21 protein-coding genes and 1 pseudogene are annotated in these 24,073 nt (G+C 34.0%); 18 read left to right on the plus strand and 4 right to left on the minus strand.

Annotation, left to right across the window (positions count from 1 at the left end; translation table 11 throughout):
- The first annotated feature begins 41 nt into the window (after window positions 1-41).
- The 9 genes and pseudogenes from AC4BC4_RS05695 (at window position 42) to manA (ending at window position 9,585) form a co-directional block, all read left to right on the plus strand.
- A complete protein-coding gene (locus AC4BC4_RS05695; RefSeq protein WP_490477051.1) occupies window positions 42-623 on the plus strand; it encodes a guanylate kinase in 582 nt (193 codons plus the stop codon).
- 177 nt (window positions 624-800) lie between these two features.
- Window positions 801-1,448 (plus strand): TetR/AcrR family transcriptional regulator, encoded by a 648-nt coding sequence (locus AC4BC4_RS05700; RefSeq protein WP_490477052.1) that lies wholly within the window; start codon window positions 801-803, stop codon window positions 1,446-1,448.
- Between the two features lie 502 nt (window positions 1,449-1,950).
- Window positions 1,951-2,873 (plus strand): annotated as a pseudogene (locus tag AC4BC4_RS05705) (class C sortase).
- 391 nt (window positions 2,874-3,264) lie between these two features.
- Window positions 3,265-4,422 carry an efflux RND transporter periplasmic adaptor subunit gene (locus AC4BC4_RS05710; RefSeq protein WP_490477053.1) on the plus strand — a complete coding sequence of 386 codons (1,158 nt, stop codon included), beginning with the start codon at window positions 3,265-3,267 and terminating at the stop codon, window positions 4,420-4,422.
- A gap of 11 nt (window positions 4,423-4,433) precedes the next feature.
- Window positions 4,434-5,144, plus strand: coding sequence for an ABC transporter ATP-binding protein (locus AC4BC4_RS05715; protein WP_490477054.1), 711 nt, complete (start codon window positions 4,434-4,436; stop codon window positions 5,142-5,144).
- Complete coding sequence (locus tag AC4BC4_RS05720) at window positions 5,141-6,376, plus strand: ABC transporter permease (protein WP_490477055.1); 1,236 nt, start codon at window positions 5,141-5,143, stop codon at window positions 6,374-6,376. The genes AC4BC4_RS05715 and AC4BC4_RS05720 overlap by 4 nt, the downstream gene beginning before the upstream one ends.
- A gap of 280 nt (window positions 6,377-6,656) precedes the next feature.
- Window positions 6,657-7,487 carry a VOC family protein gene (locus AC4BC4_RS05725; protein ID WP_490477056.1) on the plus strand — a complete coding sequence of 277 codons (831 nt, stop codon included), beginning with the start codon at window positions 6,657-6,659 and terminating at the stop codon, window positions 7,485-7,487.
- Window positions 7,488-7,527: 40 nt separating this feature from the next.
- The gene (locus tag AC4BC4_RS05730; RefSeq protein WP_490477057.1) at window positions 7,528-8,550 is read left to right on the plus strand and encodes a serine hydrolase domain-containing protein; all 1,023 of its coding nucleotides are present in this window, start codon (window positions 7,528-7,530) and stop codon (window positions 8,548-8,550) included.
- 60 nt (window positions 8,551-8,610) lie between these two features.
- Entirely contained in the window at window positions 8,611-9,585 is a 975-nt protein-coding gene (manA, locus tag AC4BC4_RS05735) for a mannose-6-phosphate isomerase, class I (protein WP_490477058.1), read from the plus strand.
- Between the two features lie 167 nt (window positions 9,586-9,752).
- Here manA and AC4BC4_RS05740 read toward each other — a convergent pair whose 3' ends face one another.
- The 3 genes from AC4BC4_RS05740 to AC4BC4_RS05750 all read right to left on the minus strand — a co-directional run bounded on the left by AC4BC4_RS05740 (window position 9,753) and on the right by AC4BC4_RS05750 (window position 13,268).
- Window positions 9,753-11,057 carry an ISL3 family transposase gene (locus AC4BC4_RS05740; RefSeq protein WP_438755906.1) on the minus strand — a complete coding sequence of 435 codons (1,305 nt, stop codon included), beginning with the start codon at window positions 11,055-11,057 and terminating at the stop codon, window positions 9,753-9,755.
- A 137-nt stretch (window positions 11,058-11,194) separates the two neighbouring features.
- A complete protein-coding gene (locus tag AC4BC4_RS05745; RefSeq protein WP_490477059.1) occupies window positions 11,195-11,890 on the minus strand; it encodes a type 1 glutamine amidotransferase in 696 nt (231 codons plus the stop codon).
- 40 nt (window positions 11,891-11,930) lie between these two features.
- Window positions 11,931-13,268 (minus strand): MurT ligase domain-containing protein, encoded by a 1,338-nt coding sequence (locus AC4BC4_RS05750; protein ID WP_490477060.1) that lies wholly within the window; start codon window positions 13,266-13,268, stop codon window positions 11,931-11,933.
- 425 nt (window positions 13,269-13,693) lie between these two features.
- Here AC4BC4_RS05750 and AC4BC4_RS05755 point away from each other — a divergent pair, with 425 nt between their 5' ends.
- Window positions 13,694-14,968, plus strand: coding sequence for an NCS2 family permease (locus tag AC4BC4_RS05755; RefSeq protein ID WP_490477061.1), 1,275 nt, complete (start codon window positions 13,694-13,696; stop codon window positions 14,966-14,968).
- A 53-nt stretch (window positions 14,969-15,021) separates the two neighbouring features.
- Here the strand turns inward: AC4BC4_RS05755 and AC4BC4_RS05760 are convergent, their stop codons facing one another.
- A complete protein-coding gene (locus AC4BC4_RS05760) occupies window positions 15,022-16,422 on the minus strand; it encodes a TrkH family potassium uptake protein (RefSeq protein ID WP_438756420.1) in 1,401 nt (466 codons plus the stop codon).
- Window positions 16,423-16,741: 319 nt separating this feature from the next.
- Here AC4BC4_RS05760 and AC4BC4_RS05765 point away from each other — a divergent pair, with 319 nt between their 5' ends.
- The 8 genes from AC4BC4_RS05765 (at window position 16,742) to AC4BC4_RS05800 (ending at window position 23,502) form a co-directional block, all read left to right on the plus strand.
- The gene (locus AC4BC4_RS05765) at window positions 16,742-18,259 is read left to right on the plus strand and encodes a flavocytochrome c (RefSeq protein ID WP_490477062.1); all 1,518 of its coding nucleotides are present in this window, start codon (window positions 16,742-16,744) and stop codon (window positions 18,257-18,259) included.
- Between the two features lie 378 nt (window positions 18,260-18,637).
- Window positions 18,638-19,408 carry a tandem-type lipoprotein gene (locus AC4BC4_RS05770; RefSeq protein WP_490477063.1) on the plus strand — a complete coding sequence of 257 codons (771 nt, stop codon included), beginning with the start codon at window positions 18,638-18,640 and terminating at the stop codon, window positions 19,406-19,408.
- The gene (locus AC4BC4_RS05775; RefSeq protein ID WP_490477064.1) at window positions 19,401-20,654 is read left to right on the plus strand and encodes a hypothetical protein; all 1,254 of its coding nucleotides are present in this window, start codon (window positions 19,401-19,403) and stop codon (window positions 20,652-20,654) included. Before AC4BC4_RS05770 ends, AC4BC4_RS05775 begins: the two co-directional genes overlap by 8 nt.
- Before the next feature lie 6 nt (window positions 20,655-20,660).
- Complete coding sequence (locus AC4BC4_RS05780; RefSeq protein ID WP_490477065.1) at window positions 20,661-20,792, plus strand: hypothetical protein; 132 nt, start codon at window positions 20,661-20,663, stop codon at window positions 20,790-20,792.
- Between the two features lie 439 nt (window positions 20,793-21,231).
- Window positions 21,232-21,615, plus strand: coding sequence for a DUF1310 family protein (locus AC4BC4_RS05785; RefSeq protein WP_438756413.1), 384 nt, complete (start codon window positions 21,232-21,234; stop codon window positions 21,613-21,615).
- Complete coding sequence (locus AC4BC4_RS05790) at window positions 21,616-22,854, plus strand: hypothetical protein (RefSeq protein WP_490477066.1); 1,239 nt, start codon at window positions 21,616-21,618, stop codon at window positions 22,852-22,854.
- Window positions 22,855-23,025: 171 nt separating this feature from the next.
- Entirely contained in the window at window positions 23,026-23,235 is a 210-nt protein-coding gene (locus tag AC4BC4_RS05795) for a hypothetical protein (RefSeq protein ID WP_490477067.1), read from the plus strand.
- Complete coding sequence (locus AC4BC4_RS05800; RefSeq protein ID WP_438756409.1) at window positions 23,236-23,502, plus strand: hypothetical protein; 267 nt, start codon at window positions 23,236-23,238, stop codon at window positions 23,500-23,502.
- Window positions 23,503-24,073 lie beyond the last annotated feature (571 nt).

Raw genomic sequence — 24,073 nt, forward strand, 5'->3', positions numbered from 1 at the left:
ACTTACTTGTTGTATAGTGGGGGTGTGAGGAGGAATGACCAATGGAAAGAAAAAAATTAGAGCATCCATTTTTTGTCATTATAGGTCCGAGTGGTTCAGGAAAAACGAAAGTAGCAGAAGCCGTTTTTAATTCAAAATATAAAGTAATTTCACATACAACACGTTCAATTCGCAAGGAAGAAAAAGACGGTGTAGATTATTATTTTGAAACAAAAGAACAATTTGAACAGCTTATAGATACGGGAGCATTAGCAGAACATGATACGTATCATGGCAATCAATATGGTGTTGGAATCGCAGAGTTGATTCAAAAAACGACGGATCATTATGCATATGATGTTTTAACGATCAAAGGCTTTCAAGAAATCGAAAAACAATTTGGCAACATGGTTATTCCAATTTTTTTAGAGGTATCGAAAAAAAATGTATTAGTAAGATTACAGACAAGAGAAGATGACGAAGCGATCATCACACAGCGCGGTGCATTATATGATCAAGAAATTCAGAATAAAGATAAAGTGATCACGTATCCAAATAGCTATATAATCAATGCAAATCAATCATTTGAAAACGTTGTTGCCGAGGTAAAAAATGTAGTAATGAACGTATTAAATGTAAGCTAAGATGAAAGCATTCGTTTTTCTAACGATTTTCATCTAATGAATTATTTGTAAAAAGATACATTTCAGCACATTCAATCTAGGTACTCTTGCTTTTTTATTCCATGGTGCTATAATGACAAAGTGCCATATGACACCTTGTCATACGCTGAGCTGTGATATAAGAAAGGGATGTAATAAATGCCAAAAAAGACTTTTTTTCATTTATCAGAGGAGAAACAACATAGACTTTTGGAAGCAGCATCAATAGAATTTTCTAGAACCCCTTTGAAAGAAGCATCAATTGCCAATATCGTAAAATTAGCTGAGATACCAAGAGGTAGTTTTTATCAATATTTTGAAGATAAGGAAGATTTGTATTATTACTATTTTGAATCATTAAGACAAGATAGTAAAAAAAATATTGAAAAATGTATCAAAGAGGCAAATGGTGATTTGTTTGATGGGATGACCACGTATTTTTCGAAAATGATTTTTGAAGTATTGACTGGGGAACATGCACCATTTTATCAAAATCTTTTTATGAATATGGATGATCAAGCCTATAGCCGAGTTTCTCCTAAATTCAGCGCAAATGGTAAAAAGGATGAACAGTGGCAAAAAAAATATCATGGCTATAAGATTTATAAAGCAATCAACTTTTCTAACTTAACCATTCATAACAAAGTGGAATTTAAACTCTTGATGCAAATGCTCATGAATAGCGTTTATTCTTCGATTGTAGAAGGATATCGACAACTTGAAAAAAATTCTCAATATGATATTGAACAAATCATTAAAAACTTTAAAATAAAATTAAATTGGTTGAAAAATGGAGTGTATCAATAGCCATTATAAACAGCTTTTTGTCACCTACTATTTGTGAAGAAAAGCCAAAGAATTAAATCGATTATTGCGAAGTCTAGAGAAAACTCCCTCTAGGCTTTTCTTTTTGGCTGAAAAAGAACAATTCAAAAACATAATGAGCTTCTTAGTTTACTAACTTTATTTATAGACGTTTCACAGGGATAAGTTTTTACGTAACTTGAACATTCATGTGATTAGTCCAGTCCAATAAAACTGTCTAAATTTTTTAAAAATCCTGTTACTTATTTAGCTAGTATATTTTATAAAATATACGGTCATATTGATTAAGAAAATTTTGTAAGAGTAGAAACTTAGAATTATTTTTTAATGATCTTCTTAACAAGGTTGTAATATATTGTTCTTTGATAAATAATTTTGTTTAATCTGTATTATCGTTTTTTGCCACAAAAAAACTCTATAAACTGCTATCTTTTTAATTATCCTTTGGCTTGAAATTCTCTAAAAAATATAAAGAGGTTAAAACATGTGGCATAAACGATTATCATTGATCTTGTTTTTAGTAGGGCTCGCTTTTTTTATAGATATTTCCGTTCGCGGCATACGCTCTGCTGTAGACACGATCAATAGTCTTGAAATCTATAAAAAGCAAGCAATTGACTATCAACTGTCCCCAGCTTTAGCGGAGGCAGTAAAAAAACAGCTGAATGAAGACAACAGACAAGGAGCAGAAGATTCATTTAGTGGTACATCTTCAAGTTGGGAGTCAAAACTTCCAAAAAAGGCAGTTGGTTTTATCAAAATACCTAAAATTAATGAAATAATTCCTTTGTACACGGGTGCTTCTGAAAGTAACCTTGCCAACGGCTGTGCACATATTACAGGAACTGATTTACCATTATCAGGTAAAGGCACGTATACCTTTATTGCCAGACACCGAGGCTATTATGGACCAACTTATCTTCTATACATTGATCATCTGGTTCCAGGTGATTTAATTCATGTTTCTTATTTGGAGATGAAGCAGTATACGTTGTGACAGGAAACGAACTGATTGATCCGACAGATAATGCAAAATTAACAAAGCGTGTTATTAGAGAAGAAATGTTGACGTTATTGACTTGCCATCCATTTCCAACAGCACAGCAACGATTGCTTGTTTACTCTAGGCGTTTATTAGATGAGGAAATAGATAAAAATACAACCTTGAGCATAAGTGCCTCAGAGCAAGTTGCAGCATTAGATACGATAACTATAAATGAACTAATAGTAACACAAGAAGTAAAAACGGAAGGAATAGTAAAAAAAATTGGAGAGCTTGGTCAACAGTCTATTTGGTTATATATCGGTATAATAGTGTTAGGAGGAAGTTTATTCATTTTCGTATGTTGGCGCTTGATTGGTACGTTTTCTAGGCTTTTTTTAACTAAGATTGGTGAAAAAAGTTAAGAAGAAATGGATTCATTTTCTAAATACGATATTTAAAAAGGCTCCCTCAATGAGTGGAGCAATATGAAGGTAATTAAGAATAATTTAAGCACTTGGAAATAAAAATTGTGACGAAAGAAGTATATAAAATGCGTATACATCACTCTACGAGCGATCCGAATAAATGGTGAGGGCAGAAGCAAATTCTTCGGAAATAGACGCTTCTGTCCCGCTCTATTTTTACTGTGGAGAAATCAATAATGAAAGAATAAAACAAGTTTTAAAAAAACTGAATATTCTGATAATTACAAAAATGTAACTTGTATGACAAACCGGATAATGGTTAAATGAAAGAGTAAGATAACAAAGTTAGTAAAAATCATAACTAAAAAATTGAGATAGGAGAAGAGTGATGAAGAAAAAAACAATGATCATTATAGGAATTGTTGTATTGCTACTAATCGGTATTTTTGTTCTTCCAAGTTTATTAGGAGGGAAAAAAGAAGCTAAATCGAATGCAAAGCCAGTTGGGGAAGATTTAGGGATCGAGTATTTTGAAGTACCGGATATTGAACAGGTATATATTAACGGTGTTGTACAACCGGAACAAGCTGAAGCATTTTCTAAAGATACAAAAATGACTAGCACTCCTGAAATAAAAGTAAAAAACGGAGATGTTGTGGAATCTGGAACAGAACTATTCACGTATGAAGATAAAGAAATAACAAAAGAAATCGAAGCTCAAAATAATACATTAAGTAAATTAGCAACAAAAAAACAAAATATCTATAATAAATGGAATCGAGCGATTGATAATTTTAATAAAACAAAAGAAGAAGATCGAACAACGACAGGTGTTGCTATTAATGAACAACATCAAGCAGAAATCGATAGTGTAGATGAAGAAATTTTATTCTCAAATCAAACGATTGCTGATTTATCAACGAATCAGTTTATCTCAACAAAAGCAAAATTCAAAGGACGAGTATCAATCCCCGAAGTAAAAGACGAAAACGCACCAATTCTTCGTTTAACATCAGATGGGTTATACGTTGCTGGAAAAGTGAATGAAAAAGATTTATTGAAAATAGGTTTGGGTCAAAAAGCGAATCTTTCAGTCGTTTCAAGTGGAACAACTGTCACAGGGAAAATTTCATACATTGATGATAATCCGCCAGAGGCCAAAGAAAATCAAAGTGACAGTAATAATACTGATGGATCGATGTCTACCTACAATGTTAAATTATCTCTAGATAGATTAGAGGGAATCAAAAATGGCTACCATATGCAGGCAACGATCAATTTAGGCGATAATAAACCAATCGAAGTGCCGAAAAAAGCGATTCATGATCAAGACGGGAAAAAATATGTATTAGTGAACGATTTTGGTTCAGTGATTCGCCGTGATGTTCAAATAGGTGAAGAAAAAGATGGAAATACGATCATCAATTCCGGTTTAGAGTCAGCTGATCGAATTATAGTTTCTTCTAAAAAACCTGTAAAAGAAGGCGATTTGGTAGGAGATGACAATACAGAATCTGATGAAGTAGTGGCTGAAGTTAAAGAATAGGAGGAGTATACATGATACAAGAAGAAAAAAGTCTACGTCCTCTTATTCAGATGCAAGCAATCAATAAATATTTTCCGATTGGAAAAGAGAAATTGCACGTCTTAAAATCATTGGATCTTACGATCAATGAGGGCGAATTCATTATGATCATGGGAAAATCTGGAAGTGGAAAAACAACCTTGATGAATATCATCGGTTTTTTAGATCGTGTTTCTGATGGTAATTATCTTTTTAAAGAAGAGGATGTTTCCAAGCTGTCAGAGAATAAAAAATCAGAGTTTCGAAATGAATACCTTGGATTCATTTTTCAACAATTCTTTTTGATCAATTCCTTGAACGTTAGTCAAAATGTACAATTACCATGTGTCTATGAAGGGAAGAAAAGTAATGAAGAAAAACGCAACATTGCTGAAAAATATTTAAAGTTAGTCGGGTTAGGCGAAAAAACAAAAGCAAAAGTAAATGAATTGTCTGGTGGGCAACAGCAGCGTGTAGCAATCGCACGTTCTTTAGTAAATGATCCTCTTTTAATCATGGCAGATGAACCGACTGGCGCATTGGATAGTGAAACAGGAACGGAAATCATGGAGTTATTGACAGAGTTGAACCGTCAAGGCAAGACAATCGTGATGGTGACTCATGATAATGATATGAAAAAATATGCGACGCGCGTGATCCATATGAAAGATGGCCGCTTTCTTGAAGAAGAGGTGATTCGATGATCTCAAATCTACTGATCAGTACATTATTGAGTTTAAGAGCCCATAAACTCCGTGTTTTTCTGACGATGATCGGAATTATTATCGGAATTGCCTCGGTTGTAACTATTTCAACATTGGGAGAAGGCATGAAAAAAGAAGTGTTGTCTGCAACAAGTGCTATGAATACGAATGTAGTCAAGCTACATTATACTATGGAAGATGAAAGTCTTTCTGGCATGATGACTTACGAAAAACCAGATTATAGTTTTTCTAGAGTTGATATGAAAAAAGTCAGAAATGTCGATGGAGTAGAATCCGTTTATCCTCAGTATGGTGATGGAATGATGGGAGATAATTTGGGCATGGAGTTGGATTATTTTGGGGCTAAAGCAAGTCTAATGGTCACTTCTAATAAAGGAAACAACAAAATTAAATATGGACGAGATTTTGATGATCGGGATATCAATAAAGATGTGATCATTTTGAATCATGATATTTTTGAACAAAGTTTGAAAATGGATGATCCTGGCGAACTGATTGGAAAAGCTGTTGCAATCAACGGTTATATGTATAAAGTGATTGGAATATTAGAACCATTTGATTATGAATCTTTAGGGAATTCCCAAGACATTTCTGTAGATTGGGATGCTGTGTCTAGTAGCTTTGTATCAAGAAGTTCATATAATAAACTGGCAACGTCAAAATCAATTAGCGGTATTAATTTCAAATTAAAAGAAGGGACTGACAAACAAACAGTTATTGCACAAGCAGTTAGTATTTTAAATGAAAGTCACCCAGATCTTAAAGGTACTTTTAAGGAAAATGATCAAGAACAAAAGAATCAAAAGCAAATGGAAGATGCAATTGGTGGGATGACGATGTTCTTGATGGCGGTCACAGCAATTTCTCTTTTAGTAGGCGGTATTGGTGTGATGAATATCATGTACGTTTCTGTCACAGAAAGAAAACGAGAAATTGGTATTCGCAGAGCAATTGGGGCAAAACCTCGAATGATTCTGATGCAATTTTTATTGGAGGCAGCCTTTATAACGTTGTTGGGGGGATTGATCGGTGTTGGATTAGGATATCTTCTTTCAATATTAGTCGGTGGATTGGTAGATATCGTTCCAGTTATGACACCATCAATTTTTGGCATATCAACCGTAGTCTCCATTCTTACAGGAGTTATATTTGGGATCATTCCTGCTATCAGTGCATCAAGAATGGACCCAATCAAAGCTATCTACAATTAAGTTATAGATAAAATAGCAAAAAGGATGGAGTGGAGAGTCTTTGATTTAGAGAAATAAACAGGAGCTTGTATCTGTGTTTATTATTTATTCGTATCTAGGGTATGAGCTAAAAGTGATTTTTACTTTTGGCTCATACCCTTCTTTTGAGTGATGTAGTAGAAAAAATGATCTTTTTCTCAAAGTCGTTCTCTATTTGCTAGGCATTTAAAAGAGCATTTGCTTGCTGAATTCAGTTGAGATGTTTAGAATAAATAAAGAAGACATTCGAGGGGGAAGACGAATGGAGAATTTTGAATTATCAAAAGATGTGCAAGTGAAAACGGTTGCTATTCACATAGAAGATGTGGAAAAAATGGTTTGTTTTTACAAAAATGTATTGGGATTTATTTTAAAATTAGAAGAGAATAATCTTTCTATCTTTGGATCGCAAGCGAAAAATAGTCGATTATTGATATTAGAGGAAACCGATTCTGAAAGAGTAAAAACAAAGTTTGTTGAGAAATCCGCTTGTCTTTCTTTGCTGATTCCAACAGAGGAAGAATTTGGCAGTCTTTTAAGAAGAATAACGGCTCACAACTATCCTATCCTTAAATCGACACAAAAAGAATATAGAAGGAGTGTATTTTTAGAAGATCCAGAAGGAAATAAATTAGAGATCAGCTATCAAGGAGCATCAGAAAAGTTTAAAGAAGAAATACTCGATATTCAATCCTTGGTAGATCAAAGCGATATTTTATATTCTAGCCTTTCAGCAGATGTGAGATTTGATTACCTAAAATTATGTGTGCAAGATAAAGCAGAGCATCATTCATTTTATGAAGATATTTTAGGAATGATTTCTGAAGGTAAAACAGCTGATACATTATCTTTAAATGATAAAAAATTTTGGATTCGTTTAGAGGATTCAAAAAAACAGGATAGACATGTAGATACTTCTGAAGAAATACTAGGCTTAGATTTTTTTGTTGTGACAATAAATCAGGAAGAAGAAATGAAAAAGCTGAAACAACATTTGGAAAATCAGAAACAAGAATTTTTCGTTGATAAAAAGCTAACGATTTTAACGATATATGATCCTAGTGAAATTGAGTGGTGGTTCGTTAGAGATTAGAGAAATAAAATAAGGGAAAAAGCAATGAGGAAAATAAATCATGTATAAAAAAACAAAAGAAAAAATAAACGATTTCATTGATGAGGGGATTTTCCCTGGTGCCAGCTTTTCTTTCGTACTGGATGAAGAAACGGAAGACCACACATGGGGAAATGCTCAACTCTATCCGACAGTTGAACCCTTAAAGCGTTCGCTGCTTTTTGATGTTGCTTCGTTGACAAAGGTTGTTTGTACCACAACAGTCGTTTTACAGTTGATGGAAGCAGGAACAATCAACATTGATGCACCGTTTAAAAATTATTATGCGGCTTTTGAAGATGAAAAAATAACGATTCGTCATCTTTTGACACATACATCTGATATTCAAAGTTATATTGAAAATCGTGATGCATTGTCAAAAGAGGAGTTAAAAGCAGCATACAATAAGGTTCAGGCAGGGACAGATTTAGGCCAAAAAGTGGCTTATACGGATACTGGAACTATTTTGCTTGGATTTATGCTAGAAAAACTATTTGATAAAGACGTCATTACGGTTTTTAAAGAGCGTGTTTTACAGCCGATGGATATGTCAGAAAGTCTTTTTTTACCTAAGGATCCTTCTAAAATTATCCCGACTGAAAATCATCAAGTTCGTGGCTTGATTCGTGGACAAACACATGATCCAAAAGCATTTGTTTTAGCAGAGCATGCAGCCAATGCTGGTTTATTTACTAATTTGACGGACCTTAAAAAATTTACAACTATGTACTTGAACGAAGGGCTATATAAAGAGAACCGAATATTAAAGAAAAATACAATTCACTCATTATTAATTGATCAAACACCTAATCAAAAAGGTCATCGCTCTTTAGGATGGGATTTGAAAACTGATTTGACAGGACAGTCGATTTTATTTCATACTGGTTATACAGGAACGTTTTTATTGATCGATCCTATTGGTAAGGAAGGATTTGTATTTCTTTCTAATCGAGTTCATCCAGTGGATAAAAGAGCAGAATATATCAAAAAAAGAGATGAACTCATCGAAACTTATTTAATAGAAAAAAATAACAAACAAAGATGAATCGCTTTCTTTTTAGTGGTATAATCGAGGAGTATAAATTTTGAAGGGAGTCTCTAAACTATGCAGCAACCTTTATTTTTAAAACCAGTATTTCAAGAAAAAATTTGGGGTGGCGATCGTTTACACACAGTATTCGGTTTTGATTTACCAAATAATAAGATTGGGGAAGACTGGGCGATTAGCGCACATCCTCATGGAGTAAGTACAGTAGAAAATGGTGAATTTTCAGGGAAAAAGTTAGATGAACTTTGGACAAATCATCGTGAATTATTCGGCAATGCTAAAGGGGATGTTTTTCCTTTATTGACCAAAATTCTAGATGCTGAAGATGATTTATCGGTACAAGTTCATCCAGATGATGCGTATGGACTAGCACATGAAGGTGAACTTGGTAAGACGGAGTGTTGGTATATTATCGATGCTGAACCGGGTTCTACGATTATTTATGGACATAATGCGAAAAGCCGAGAAGAGCTTGAAGCAATGATCAAAGAAGAGCGCTGGGATGATTTGCTTAAGAAAGTTCCTGTAAAAAAAGGTGACTTTTTCTATGTGCCAAGCGGAACGATTCATGCGATTGGCAAAGGAATCATGATTTTAGAAACACAGCAAAGCAGTGATACCACGTATCGTGTGTATGATTATGATAGAAAAGACGACCAAGGAAATGCAAGAGAGCTGCATATTCAACAATCTGTTGATGTAACAACGGTTCCGGCAAAAGAGGCACAATTATCAATTCAGCAACAAAACCAAGGACAATCCAGCATTATTACGTATTTAAATACCCCGTTTTTCAATGTCTACGAATGGCAAGTCAATGGTGTATTGAACTTAAAGAAAAATGCACCGTATACATTAGCTACAGTTATTGAAGGTGTAGGTCAATTGGTTATTGAAGAGGTTGAGACTACGAAGACTGAAAGCTATGAACTAACAAAAGGTACAAGCTTTATTTTGCCAAATGATATCGCAAAATGGCGTGTTGAAGGTGATTTGACGATCATAGCTTCTGAGCCTGGAGTGGATGCATAAAACATAAAAAAGGTCGGGATAGAAGCGTTTGTTCGGATTGCTTAAGGCTAGGATATAACTCGTAGAGTTATATCCTAGCCACTTTTTTTGGCTCTTTGTCAACTAATGTTGGTGAAGAAAATCCAAAGAATTAAATCAATTATTGTAAGGCCTAGAGGAAAATACCTCTAGGTTTTTCTATTTGGCTGAAAAAGAACGTTACCAAAGCATAAAGCAATTCTCAATTTAAAGTTATAAAAGTTACGAAACCCATACGCATTTCTCTTTAACACTTTGATATGGTTGTTCAAGCATTCCAATGGGCCATTGGAATAGGATAATTCTAGAGCATGCTTAATTTCATTTTGAACTTTCTTAAAGGTAGAAAAAACTGTTTGGTAATAGACGGGAAGTCCAGAACAATCTTGTTCTAATAGCGAGTGGAATCTTGTGTAGTCTCGTGTTTGTACCGCATAAAGAACGTTCTGATAACAGGTGTAACCAGATTTTAACTCCTCATCATATGCAAGGAGTCGATCAACGAGTTCTGTTTCTGTTAAATAGGTGCGGAAAGAAGGACGCCATTGGCGTTTTTCAAAATCGAGCTTCGATTGGTTCTTTTGAAGAAGTTTCCAGTACTTCTTCAAGTGTCGATATTTTTTTGCCTCTACAGTTCCTTTCTGGAGAAACAGATTCATTCGTTGAATGCGGTGTTTTAAAAAGGTTCGTCCAATGTGTTGGACAATGTGAAAGCGATCGAGAATAATCTGAGCCATAGGAAACAATTTTTTGACGAGAGAAAAATAAGGAGCGTACATATCACAAACGATATATTTTACACGTTCACGAACAGACAAAGAGAATCGTGAAAAATAACGTTGTAAAAAGGACAATTGACGGTTTTCAATGACATCAATTAACTGCTTTGTTTGACCATCCATCATGATAAAACTCATAGAAGCAGCGACCTGTTTAACCGATTTAAATTCATCAAAACAAAGGACTTCAGGCAAGGTCAGGCGATTGATTTTTTTCGGTTCATAAAATTGTTTCAAGACGCGATAGACAGAAGAAACAGAGACCTTCTTTTGACGCGCAATCTCACTCATAGACGTGACCTTTCTTAATCGATCGGCAATGGATAGCTTCACTTTCTTAGAAATCGAACACCCTTTTTGGATCAGACTTGTTTCAGCGACGAACGTTCTTTCACAGGAATAACAGAAGAAACGGCGTTTCTTCAAGCGTAAATACGTTTGATACTCAGACACATCGTTCATTAAAATAAGACAAGTCGTATAGCCCCAACGAATAATCTTTCCTTTTTCTTTCTCTCCACAATGAAGACAGGAGTGGGCTAAATAGTCTAATGTACCAGAAAATACCTGACAAATTCGTCCCTTAATGCGTTCTTTTTCTAAAGAATTTTCAGTAAAAGTAATGTTTAAGTCTAGAATATCTAAGGTATTTTTGATAAGATTGGTGTAAGACATCTTGATTTCCTCCTTTTAATTGGTTTTAGTCGACTTAATTCTAAAGGATATCGGGATGTCTTTTCTATTATTTTGCATTAAAAAAAGATGCCGGTGATTTCTCACCAACATCAGAAAGTATAGAGCCCTTTTTTTGCTTATTCTGCTGTCACCATTTCTTGAGGTATATTGAAAGGCTCGTTATACTTTTTCTCTAACGCAGTTTTGATCAACCGAATGGCTAGATTTTCATTGCGGGCAAGAATCGGTCCGTGAAAATAAGAACCAAAGACATTTTTGTAGATGACACCTTCAGAACCATCTTCACTATTATTGCCTTTTCCTTTAACCACATTGCCTAAAGGACGTTCTCCTTTACCTAAAAAGGTTCGGCCGTTATGATTTTCAAAACCATAATAGGTTTCATTAAATTCTTCATTATGAATCACGATATCACCAATATAACGGTTATTGTCTTGACTAAGTGTATAGTGGTCCAAAGCGCCGATCCCATGGATTTTTTCACCTTTAGCACCCATATAATAGTGACCTAGTAATTGAAACCCACCACAAATTGCCAGCATAACACCGTCGTTTTCAATGTATTCAGTCAAGGTATCTTTTTTTGTTTGGATATCATCTGAAATGATCAGCTGTTCAAAATCTTGGCCACCACCAACAAATACTAGGTCATATTTATTTGGATCAAACGGCTCATGAATGCTGATGATTTCAGAACGGAACGTTACATTCATTTTTTCGGCAAGGTATTTTAACATCAATAAGTTGCCGTTATCACCATAAGTATTCAATAAATTTCCATATAAATGACATACAACTAATTCTTTAGGCATTGTTTTTTACCTCATTTCTGATTTCTCTTTTTTCAATAGGCTAGTTAGTAATATAGCCTTGCGTAGTTAGTAATTTACGTAATTGCAAAACAGCAGTATATGTAGCTAAAATATACACATGTTCTGTTGGTAGTTCTTTGATTGCTGTGATCACATCGTCTAAGTTAGGAATTTCTTTTAATTTATCTTCAGAGATCCCTGCAACTTTTAAACGTAAAGCCATGTCTTTATGACGGTCACCACCTGCGATGACTTCTGGAATCTTCATTTGTGCAAATGACTCGTGATCACCATCCCAGATCCAGCTAACATCGATTCCATCCGCATAATTTGCGTTTAGTAAAGAGACAAGTGAGAAAGAGTAAGGGGCAAGTGCCATCATATCAATGACTTGATTTAAGCCAACAGGATTTTTGACTAGCACCAAGGTACATAATTTACCATTGATATTGATGGTTTCTTGACGACCAAAGACTTTTTCGTCATAGCTAAGTCCAGCTCTTATTTTCTCAGGAGAAACGCCATAGTGTTCAGCAACAGACGTCGCAGCCAAAGCGTTATAGACATTATACATGCCGCCGACACCAATGCTGTATTGGGATCCATCGATCACGAAATTAGCAGAAGTATTATCCATGGCCACCATCTCAGTTAATTGAACATCCAATTCAGGACGATGGAAGCCACAGTTAGGGCAGTAATATTTCCCAAGATTAGCATAAGTGATCATCTTATAATGTAAAATATGGTGACATTTTGGACAAAGTAAGCCGTCTGTATTATAGTGAGCCATTTGTTCTTCGTCAGCTTTGTGATTAAAGCCATAATATTTTCTAGGATTGACTGTTTCAATTGAATTGAAGATAGGTGAGTCACCATTACAAAGAATCGGCGCATTTGGAGCTGCAGCGGCACCGTCAACGATGAGTTTGTACGTGGTATAAATTTCACCGTAGCGATCCATTTGATCTCGGAAAATATTGGTAAATAAAAATAGTTTTGGTTCGATATATTTTGTGACACGGCTTAAACTTGCTTCATCAATTTCTAAAACTGCAAATTTCTTTTTAGCACCTTTCTTTTTAGCAGATAAAAAGGTTGAAACAATTCCTTGTTCCATATTTGCCCCTGTCGGGTTAGTCAACACGTGATCAAATTCCTGTCTTAAAATATTAACGGTCAGCGCAGTGGTCAAGGTTTTTCCATTCGTACCAGTGACAACCACGATTTCATAATCTTTCGCTAAAGTATCTAAAATTTGTGGATCAATTTTTAATGCTAATTTTCCAGGATAACTGCTGCCGCCTTTAAAGAAAGTTTGCAATACCCATTGAGAAGTTTTTCCAGCAGCTATTGCTACATGACTTCTGATTCCCATAAAGTGCCCTCCAATTTATATAAACTATCATTAGTAAACGCAAGAATAAACTCAATCTATAATAACACAATTAAAAAGAAAAATTAATTCCTTTTACTCTTTCTTACTATATTAGGATCATATCAAGGAGCGAGAAATAAAAAAGACGATGAAAAATAAAATCTATGAAAAATCAGCAAATGAAATCAATGGATTGTAGCTGTGATCTGTAGTAAGTATTATATGGAAAAATAAAAAAAACTTTAGAAATTTCAAAAAGCGCTTTCAATATGTTATTCTTACTGTGTTGGAATTTGAGTAAAAAATAATTTTATTCAGTGAATCTACATCTAATTGAATGGGCTAGCACTACCTACAGAACTGATTTCATCAATTTATAAGAGCTAAGCAAGCCTATTTCTGTTTTTATTATAAGGAGGACTTTTATGTTTAATTGGAAAAAACTTAAAAAAGAAGATATAAAACGAGAAATTTTAGCGGGAACAACGTCATTCTTTGCCATTTCATATATCATTATGGTGAATACAGTCATTTTAGCTGAAGCAGGAATGCCGAAAGAATTAACGATTTTTGGAACAATTTTTATTTCAATTATTGGATCGATCTTGATTGGATTCGTTGCAGATGCACCAATTGTCTTAACGACTGGAATGGGCGTCAATTCATTTTTTACCTATACACTCGTTTTTTCATTAGGATTGACGTGGCAGCAGGCCTTGGCTGTTAGTTTTTGCGCAGGTATCGTATATTTATTGGTTGCGTTTACGAAGCTTAGTAAATTATTTGCAGAAGTTGTGCCTGAAACGTTAAAAACAGGTATCACGGTAGGGATCGGTTTTTTTCTTGTTTTGATTGGTTTAGAAAAAGGGCATTTGATTTTACGGGGCGAACACACTTTTTTACAGCTTGCACCTTTAGACAGCAGTTTAACGATGTTGACGTTGTTCTCACTAGTTTTAACAGTCATTTTATTTGTAAAAGGGATTCAAGGTAGTTTTTTTATAGGGATTGTGGTTGTAACCCTTATTGCAAATATTTTTAATATGGTAGCGCCGACAGAACATTTTTCTTTGAATGGATTAAGCCATTATTCTCAAATTTTTTTACAATTAGATTTTAGTTCGTTCTTTTCTAAAAACTTTTTACTCGGAGTATTTGCGTTATCAATGATTTTGATTTTTGAGTCAATGGGTTTGCTTAAAGGTTTGATGCCAGAAGCAGACGAAAAACAATATTTACGGGCATACCGGGTAACTGGATTTATAACATTGTTGTCTAGTGTTTTTGGAACGAGTCCAACTGTTGCTGCAGCGGAAAGTGCGACAGGTATTGAAGAAGGTGGAAAAACTGGTTTGACCTCGATAACGAGTGGTATCTGTTTCTTCCTTGCTTTGTTAGCTCTACCTTTTCTTTCTTATATTCCAGATTCAGCATTGGCACCAGCGATTATTATAACGGGCTTCTTGATGATCCAACAGATCAGAACATTAGATTTTGATGATTTCAGTGATTACTTTCCTGCAATACTGATGATTGTGTTGATTCCATTTACGATGAACATCTCTGATGGAATGGCGTTTGGATTTGTCGCATATCCATTGACGAAGTTGGTTGCAGGGAAAAAATCGGAATTGCCATTAGCAATGTGGTTGATTTCAGGGTTATTCTTGATTTATTTGATTGTAAATGTGATGATTTAATCGAAAAAGAGGTTGAGACAAAACTGATTTTTAGTTTTGTCTCAACCTCTTTTTTAACCAATAATAATTTTTTCAGAAGGATATTCATAACCAATATCTCGCGTTTCTTTTGGTACAAATAACAGCAATGTATACAGCATGCCGATACGTCCAATAAACATCAAAAGTGCGATCATTAACTTACCAACTGTTGTTAAATCAGAAGTAATACCCAAGGATAAACCAGTTGTACCAAAAGCAGAAGCGACTTCAACAATTATCGCAATAAGCGGATGATCTTCTGTTGCAGTTAAAAATAAAACAGCAAAAAAGCACATGATCATCGAAAGCATAAAGACGACAATTGATTTTTTTACATCGTCTTCATCAATTCTACGTCCAAACACATTAATCTTATCTTCGCTTTTCAAAAAGGCAAATAAGTACAAACCAATGATTGCAACTGTGGTTGTCCGAATCCCACCACCAACAGAACTTGGACTACATCCAATAAACATCAATAAAGAAAAAACAATCAATGTGGTAACTTGAAAATCACCTAAATCATTAATTTGCAGACCAGCATTTCGAGTAGTCATAGAATAAAACATCGAAGTAATCCAACGTTGCAGCTCACCCATTCCAACAAATAAATGATCTTTTTCCAACAAATAAATCAAAATCGTCCCACCAACAAACAAAATAACAAAAGCTAATATCGCAATCTTACTAAATAGTGAAAAGCGGAAGGGCAAGCCACGCTTTTTCTTTTTAAAAAACAGCCACTCGCGAATCTCCATCAACACTGGAAAACCAATACCACCGACAAAAATTAAAAACATGATCACCAATAAAAAAATATAATCATTGGCAAATGGGATGATCGAATCTCCAGTTACGTCAAATCCAGAGTTTGTAACAGCCGAAATCGATTGATAAAAACCAAAGAAAATTGCTTTTGACCAAGTAGTATAATAGCCAGAAAAATAAAAATAAATCGAAAAGAATGTACCAAAAATTACTTGAAACCATAAAATAATTGTAAACGTAATTCGAATCAAACGGACGATACCACTTAATTTTGGCTGATTCATATCTGTCATGATCAATTGACGCTGTTTTAAAGAAATTCTCCGTTTGGAAAGAATAATAAACGCTGTAGAAATCATCATAATACCCAAACCACCGACTTGAAAGAGCACTTCCAGCAAAATCACACCACGATCATTGAAAACAGAATTAATATCAAATGTGGATAAACCTGTAACACTTACAGTGCTGATCGCCATAAAAAACATGTCAATGAATACAACATGAGAACCTGGTTCTCTAAAAAATGGTAAACAAAATAGTAAGTACGAAACGAAGGTCATTATAATATAATATGAAACAATTATTTGAATAGATGAAAAGTTATTAGAAATAAAGCGTCTTCCTTTACGCTGAGCCAACCATAAATGTCGAAATCGATTCATAATAGACCTCCTGATTATCATTAAGTCAAGTATAGCAGAAAATAAATGATGGGCAAACAAAGAATGAATAGGTTAGAAGAAATAAGAAATTGATTAAAAAAAACGAGAATATAATACAAGTCGATCAGAATATGCTATTTTATTGTGAAAGGTGTAACATTTTTTTGTTTATTTTTCTTTAATAGACAAAGTAATGGATTAAAAAAAAGGAGGAATTACTTCAAAAGATGTGAATACAATCACATTTGATGGTTGATTGTTACCTTTAAAGTGAAGAATTGGGGATTGTGTGGTCAAAAATTATTGAGGTGAGGAAAAATTGAAAAAAATCATCATGAGTATATTATCACTTGGTCTAGTTGCAGGATTAGCTGTAGGCTGTACCAGTGATCAAGAGAAAACAGCGAAGAAAAGTGATTCGTCTAAAGAAAGTACAGAAGTTACTTCTGGCGCTTCAGCTAATGGTTATACAGACTTGAGTGAATTAAAAGATCAATACGATATTATAATCGTTGGTGCAGGCGGTGCTGGAATGACAGCGGCATTGCAGGCAAAAGAGGCTGGTATGAATCCAGTTATTTTAGAAAAGATGCCAGTTGCTGGTGGAAATACAATCAAATCGTCTTCGGGTATGAATGCCTCTGAAACAAAATATCAAAAAGAAGAAGGTATCGTAGATAGTAATGATAAGTTCTATGAAGAAACGTTAAAAGGTGGAAAAGGAACGAACGATAAAGAATTACTACGCTTTTTCGTGGATCATTCAGCAGGTGCAATTGACTGGTTGGATACAAAAGGAATTGAATTAAGTAACTTAACAATCACTGGTGGTATGAGTGAAAAACGTACACACCGTCCAGCAGATGGTTCTGCAATCGGAGGCTATCTGGTAGATGGACTTGTTCGTAATGTGAAAGAAGAAGAAATCCCACTTTTCGTGAATGCAGATGTCACTGAAATCATTGAGAATGACGGACAAGTAGATGGAGTTAAAGTAAAACTTGATGATAAAGAAACCAAAGAAATCAAATCAAAAGCTGTAATTGTTACAACAGGTGGTTTCGGTGCGAATAAAGAAATGCTTGAAGAATATGATCCAAAATTAAAAGATTATGTAACAACCAATCAAGAAGGTACGACGGGTGACGGAATCAAGATGATCGAAAAACTTGGTGGTGCCACCGTTGATATGAAAGAAATCCAAATCCATCCAACAGTTCAACAAGAAAAATCATATTTGATTGGTGAAGTGGTTCGTGGAGAAGGCGCAATTTTAGTATCACAAGACGGTACACGTTTTGTTAATGAAATGGATACACGTGATAAAGTTTCTGATGCAATTACAGCATTACCAGAAAAATCAGCCTATTTAGTCTTTGATCAAGGCGTTCGTGATCGTGCGAAAGCAATTGATTTTTATGATGAACAAGGTTTCGTTGTCAAAGGTGATACAATCGAAGAATTAGCCAAAAAAATCGACTTGCCAGAAGCAAAATTAAAAGAAACATTAGATCAATGGAATCAAGATGTTCAATCAAAAGATGATACACAGTTCAATCGTGCGACAGGGATGGATCATGATTTGTCAACAGCCCCTTATTATGCAATCAAAATCGCACCAGGAATCCATCATACAATGGGTGGTGTGAAAATCAATACAAAAACAGAAGTATTAAAAGAAGACGGAACACCAATCAAAGGTTTGTACGCAGCTGGTGAAGTAACTGGTGGACTACATGGTGCAAACCGTATCGGCGGAAACGCTGTAGCGGATATCATCGTCTTTGGCCGTCAATCTGGAACAGAAGCAGCAAATTTTGCTTCCGCACAAAAATAAATAACTGAGCGACAAGATCAAGGCAAATGTGTCTTGATCTTGTCGCTTTCTTTTTTAGACGGAAAAATACCATGTATCTAGTTAGCTGAGAGAGTTATTAAGAGTACCATTTAAATATGCAAAAAAATGAACCATTTGAGATTGATTTTTTTAAGTATTATCTAAACTAGATAAGTACGAGGTCTTATTCTTGTTATAGATAAAAAATAGAAATTAAGCAGAGTTAGATGATAACTAAGAAATAAATGATGTAAGGTTATATGATCAATTAGTATTTAAATGAAAACTTTAATAAAAAAGATGGCGACAACTAGTAAGAGTAATGGTGAACTGTTAGCTATACATAGTATTTTATCCTTTTTAGGAGGCAAATAAACCATGAAGAGTGCAAAGAGTTTATATTTAGTTTTAGGTGGACTATTGATAATGAGTGGATTAACAGGATGTGGAACCAAAAACAAAGCAGAAATTGAACAAAGTTTTGATAAAGTATTAGCCATGTATCCAACACCAGATTTGGAGAGTTTTTACGATATGGAAGGCTATCGAGATGATGAATTTGACAAAGATGATAAGGGTGTTTGGGTGTTAAATTCTGATTTCTCAATGAGTAAAACAGAAGAAGGAGATTTATTTACAGAAGGTATGCGACTAAGAATTAACAGAAACACACGAAAAATGTACGGTTATTATTACAGTTCTGTTACTCCCAATACTTTTAGAAAAAGTAGTAAAACTACAAAATATCCAGTAGTTTATACCAATAAAAGTTTTCAATCAAAAGAAGAAATTTTGGATAAAGAACTTAAGAGAAAAATAGAAAGATTCCAATTTTTTGTTCAATATGGAAAATTTGATAAACTAGATTCATATAAGAAATTAAAAAAAATGTATAATCCAGAGGTTCCTATGTATGAATTAGAGTATCAATTAACAAATGATGATTCAAATGTAGAGGAACTAAGAAATAGAAATGATGTCCCCACAGAGATACCGCCAACTCTATTATTAAAAGGTACAGGTAATCTAGAGGGGAGTTCGGTAGGGTATAAGCAAGTGGAGATTAGATTTGATAAAAAATTGAGTATTTATTTTTCTGATTTCATTGATTTTCAACCTCTTTCTGAGGAGGACTTAACAATTGAGTAAATATGAAATTAAAGACAAAGGAATTAGAATGGATAGTGAATCCACTAGTGCTGTAGCTACAATCTCTTATGAAATTGAGAATGCGTTAGTAAATGGTTTATCAGATAGAGATATAATTAAACAACTAGAAGCATTACAAGGAAATAAAAAATTTCCCTCTAACCTCCAGCTAGTAGATGCATTCTATGACCCTAAAACAAGTTCAAGTGGAGTAGCATTTTTAGATAACAACACAGGAAAAGTTGTGGTTGGTTTCGCAGGTACTAACTTTGATAATGGCAAATTAGAGAGTGCAAAAGATGTTGGCCAATGGGGCAATATAGCTTTTAAAGGAGATGGTCCTTCCTCTGTATATTTTAATGCTAGTAACAAATTTATGAATGATTTAAAATCAAATGGCTATACCATTGATACAGTCGCAGGCCATTCTTTAGGTGGAAGAAATGGGACTATTATGGGGATGCAACACAATATACCCAATATTATACTTTATAATTCAGCCCCTCTAATGAATTTATTAGGAAATCTAAAGAAGTCGAATCAACAAGAATTATCTGATTTATTTGGAAGATATAGCGGAAATATCATTTATTTTGTGTCTGAAAATGATCCATTAAATAAAGCTGCAGGTGAAGTTCCTAGAAGTATCTATCCAGGAAAAATTATTATCCTAGAAAATGGCAAAGAGCATGATATCACTGGTTTTTTAACAAAGAAAGAACAGGATTTTATTCGCCGGCATACGCCTGACTTGAATAAAGTTTATGTAGCGCAACAAAAAGTTCAAACAGATACGACAAAAAAATTAATTGGTCTGGAATTGCTACGAGCAAAGTTTTTGAAAAGTGGTGGAGGATTATCAGCGTCAGAAGAAATTTATTTAGATGCAGCTGAAGCATTGATTTTGACACAAGGAATGAGTAAAACCCTTCAAATCGAACTAGATGATATCAAAAAAATGTATCGTGAAGCAAAAAAAGACTTTGATACGTTATGGATGAATACAGTAAAAATGGGGGATTCTATAGGTTCTACATTAGTTCAAGAAGAAGTGGTAGATTCTTTAAATGCCGGTGGGGCAACAGAGCCATTTGTCCGAATAGAACCAAAAGAAGAATTTGCGCAAAAAATAGCTGAATTATCTTCGATCCAACAAGAATACTATGAATTGATTGGGCAAATCCAATCGTCAATAAATAAACAAGTCGAAACAGACCAAGAGTTAGCCAGACAAATAGGGGGATAAACTCTGATGGAGAGAACATATTTAAATCAATTAGCAGAGTTGGAATCAGAGCATGAAAAGAACCAAAGAACCAAAGAAACATTGAAGAAGAGCTGGAAGAAGCGTTTTATGAAAAGCAAAAGTTTGGTCGTGAGCTAGAAAATCTTTCAGAAAACTACCGCTATCATTATCAAAAAGCCCAATATAGTGAATCAATAAATATGAGTAGCGTATACCATCTGTTAGAACAATGTAAGGATGATGGGGACAAGGTTGTGAATAGTACAATGAAAGAATTGGAAAATAAACAAGAAGAAAATACCATTCATTATAAAAAACAAACTCAATCTATAGAGGATGAACTCACTCTTTTCAAAGAAAAGGAGAGAAAAGAAAATGAGTAATGAAAAAATGAAAAACCCTTAGATATTAACAATACTGTTACTGAATTACAGCAAGTAATTAATAACTTAGTATAATAAAATCATAATTTCAACACTATCTATTTTATTGTACATTTGGTAAAATAAATTATGATTAGAATTAAAGTTTAATTATAATAAGTACTCGTTTAGTAAATGAAAAAAGTAGGTGGAAAATGAAAAAGAAGCTATTAGTAGTTATAGGTATTATTGTAATAATTATAATTGGGATTGGAGGGAAAGTTATGTTAGACAATAAGAAACAAGAGGATAAAATGATTAAGATTGTGAATGGTCAAGAAGCAAAAGAAGTATTTGAAAATGGTTTAAAAGTACTTGATCCGAAAGCACTAACAGAAGAAGGAATTATCAAATCGTATGAAATTGATGAAGATAGTATTAAACATAATCCTATGGGTGGGATAAATGTAACACTTTTTGCTAATAAAAAATCTAATCTATATGTTTTCTTCACACTCAACAAAGATGAAAATGGGAATTTAACTGATGAAGGTGGTGGAAATTCTTCAGATTTAGAAAGATTATTGGAGGGGAATTAGATGAGTAATAACTACACTGATAAACAAAGAATGGAAATAGCTGAACAAGAGTATAATTCATATAAAGAATCAGACCCAGTAAAAATAGGAAAAGAGAAAAATAAGATAGGTTATGTATCTCAAGTAAATGATAAATCCACTGGGGAACAATCATTTGTTATTACAGATAATTATGTATCACCAACTTCGCCTTTATCTGAAAGAAACCATGTAAAAGAGGTTACGGTAATTTATCGTGGTTCTTCTTTTGAGTTATCATCAGATGCTGCAAAAGACTGGTTACTAAATGATATTCCAACAGGAATACAAGTGGTTAATGGTGGTGGAGCTGTAGCAATGCCACAATTGCAATCATCCTCTGAAACCTTAAAAAATGCCATGGAATTATATCCAAATGCACAAGTATTTGTTTATGGTCATTCACTGGGGTCTATGAATGCACAGTATGCAGTTTCAGATTTATCAGATAAAGATAGTTTGCGTATTGCAGGTGGCTTTTTTTATGAAGGGCCCAATATTTATGGTGTTTTATCCCCTAAACAACAAGCAATAGCAGATGTATTAACAAAACTAAACAAATTATTTAATTATGTTGATTCAAAAGACATTATAGCAATCGGTTATGGTTCGGGTAAAATGTCAGTAGGAAATGTTATTAGAGTAAATTCCCAAAAAGTAGGACTCATTGACCAACATATGTGGGGTGGATATGAATTTAATAAAGATGGTAGCATTAAGGCTACAAAAGAAGGAAGTCTCCAATTAGCCAAGTATATGGTTACTCAACAGTTATCCGCAATAGATATAATGAGAAAAAAATTTATAAAAAGTGGTGGCGGTCTTTCTTCATCAGAGGAGATTTTTTTGGATGCATCAGAAGCAATGGCTATCACTAAAGGGATGAAACAAACAATTAGTGGTGAAATTACAGAACTCAAGCAGATGTATAAAGAAGGTATCAAGAATGCTGAGGATTTATGGAAAACCACTAAATCCAATGCAGAAGGGACAGGTCAACATTTATCTTATGGAGAGTGCCTGGATGCGTTAGATAGGGGAAACGTAACGGAAAGCAACACTGTAAGAGAACCAGTTCATGAATATGAAGAAAAATTAGCAAAAGTAACAAAGATAAGCCGAAACTATGATGAATTGTTACAAAAAATTGGTGAGTCAATTACGAAACAATTAGAAACAGACCAAGAGTTAGCAAATCAGATAAGGAGCATGTCATGGTAAAAGAAGGCGAGCTATCCAAAAAATTAGATGCGTTAGAAACAGACTTTAGATGCGTTAGAAACAGACTATAGAAAAGAAAAACAACAAATAGAAGAAACAATAGAGGATGTCCATCAGGAAAATCGGGTGTTTCGCAGAGAAATCGAAAGTTTAGCTGATTATGTGAGATACATGGCAAAAAGAGAAGAAATTACTGAACCAGAAGTATTGCAACAAGCCTATAGATTCCTTCAAGAAGCGCAAGAAGAAGGTCAAATGGTCGTTAAGAAAACATTAAATAAGCTAGATGATGAGCAAGAAAAACAAAGACTTTCGTATCGAAAACAAAGAATGTCCTTTGAAGAGGATATTTTACTAGCAAGAAAAGAAAGGAATTCATAAATGTTAGATGCATTAAAAGAAAATTTAGCAGATATCCGAAAAGAATTGGAAAAAAAGTTAATTCAAACGTTTGTGGCTAGTCAAAGCCATGCAACAGCTGAAAATCGTAAACAAATGATTAATCAAATGGAAAAAGAAAAGATGAACGGGTTAAAAAGCACAAGTTCCAGTTATTTATCTAGTTTTAAAACATCGGCAAAAGGGCAATGGGTAAAACAAGCGGAACAAACATTTAAACAAACAACTGAGCAATTTGATGACTTATAAAAACTTAATTTATCAGGTGTGAGGGACCAATTCATTGATTATTCTCTCTTTTTTGAATTCCTATTATTAACGGCTATAGAAGTCTTTATGGTACGAGTTGTTAGCTTCTATATCATTCAGACTGAAAACCTCTTAAAACTAATCTGATGACTTTTAGCAGTAATTTAGACATCAAATCTTTGAAAAAAAATATCTTATTTATCACTAAATTGCAGATATAACAATCCCCCAAATTAAATAACGAAAAAAATGTTTTAGTGATAGCGATAAAAATTTTTTTCGGAAAGCGTTACTAAGCAAGTAAAGATAGAACACTGACAGATAATTACACCCATACGAGACCAAATTATATAATAGAAATAGCTAATAAAGCAGATGAGATAATTGTTTCACTGATTAAAGTGGAGTGATTACCTTTTTTTATTTTCTTAAAAAAAGGAGCAAGTATGACTGCAGATATAGAAAATTTCCGCTAAGAGAAACTCTGTAATACATAAGCAATAAATTTACCACTGTAAAAAACTTCGGTTTTATAGTAAAATACGAGAGGAACTAAACGAGAGGTGACGAC

Source organism: Enterococcus sp. AMC1086 (genome assembly GCF_058216575.1).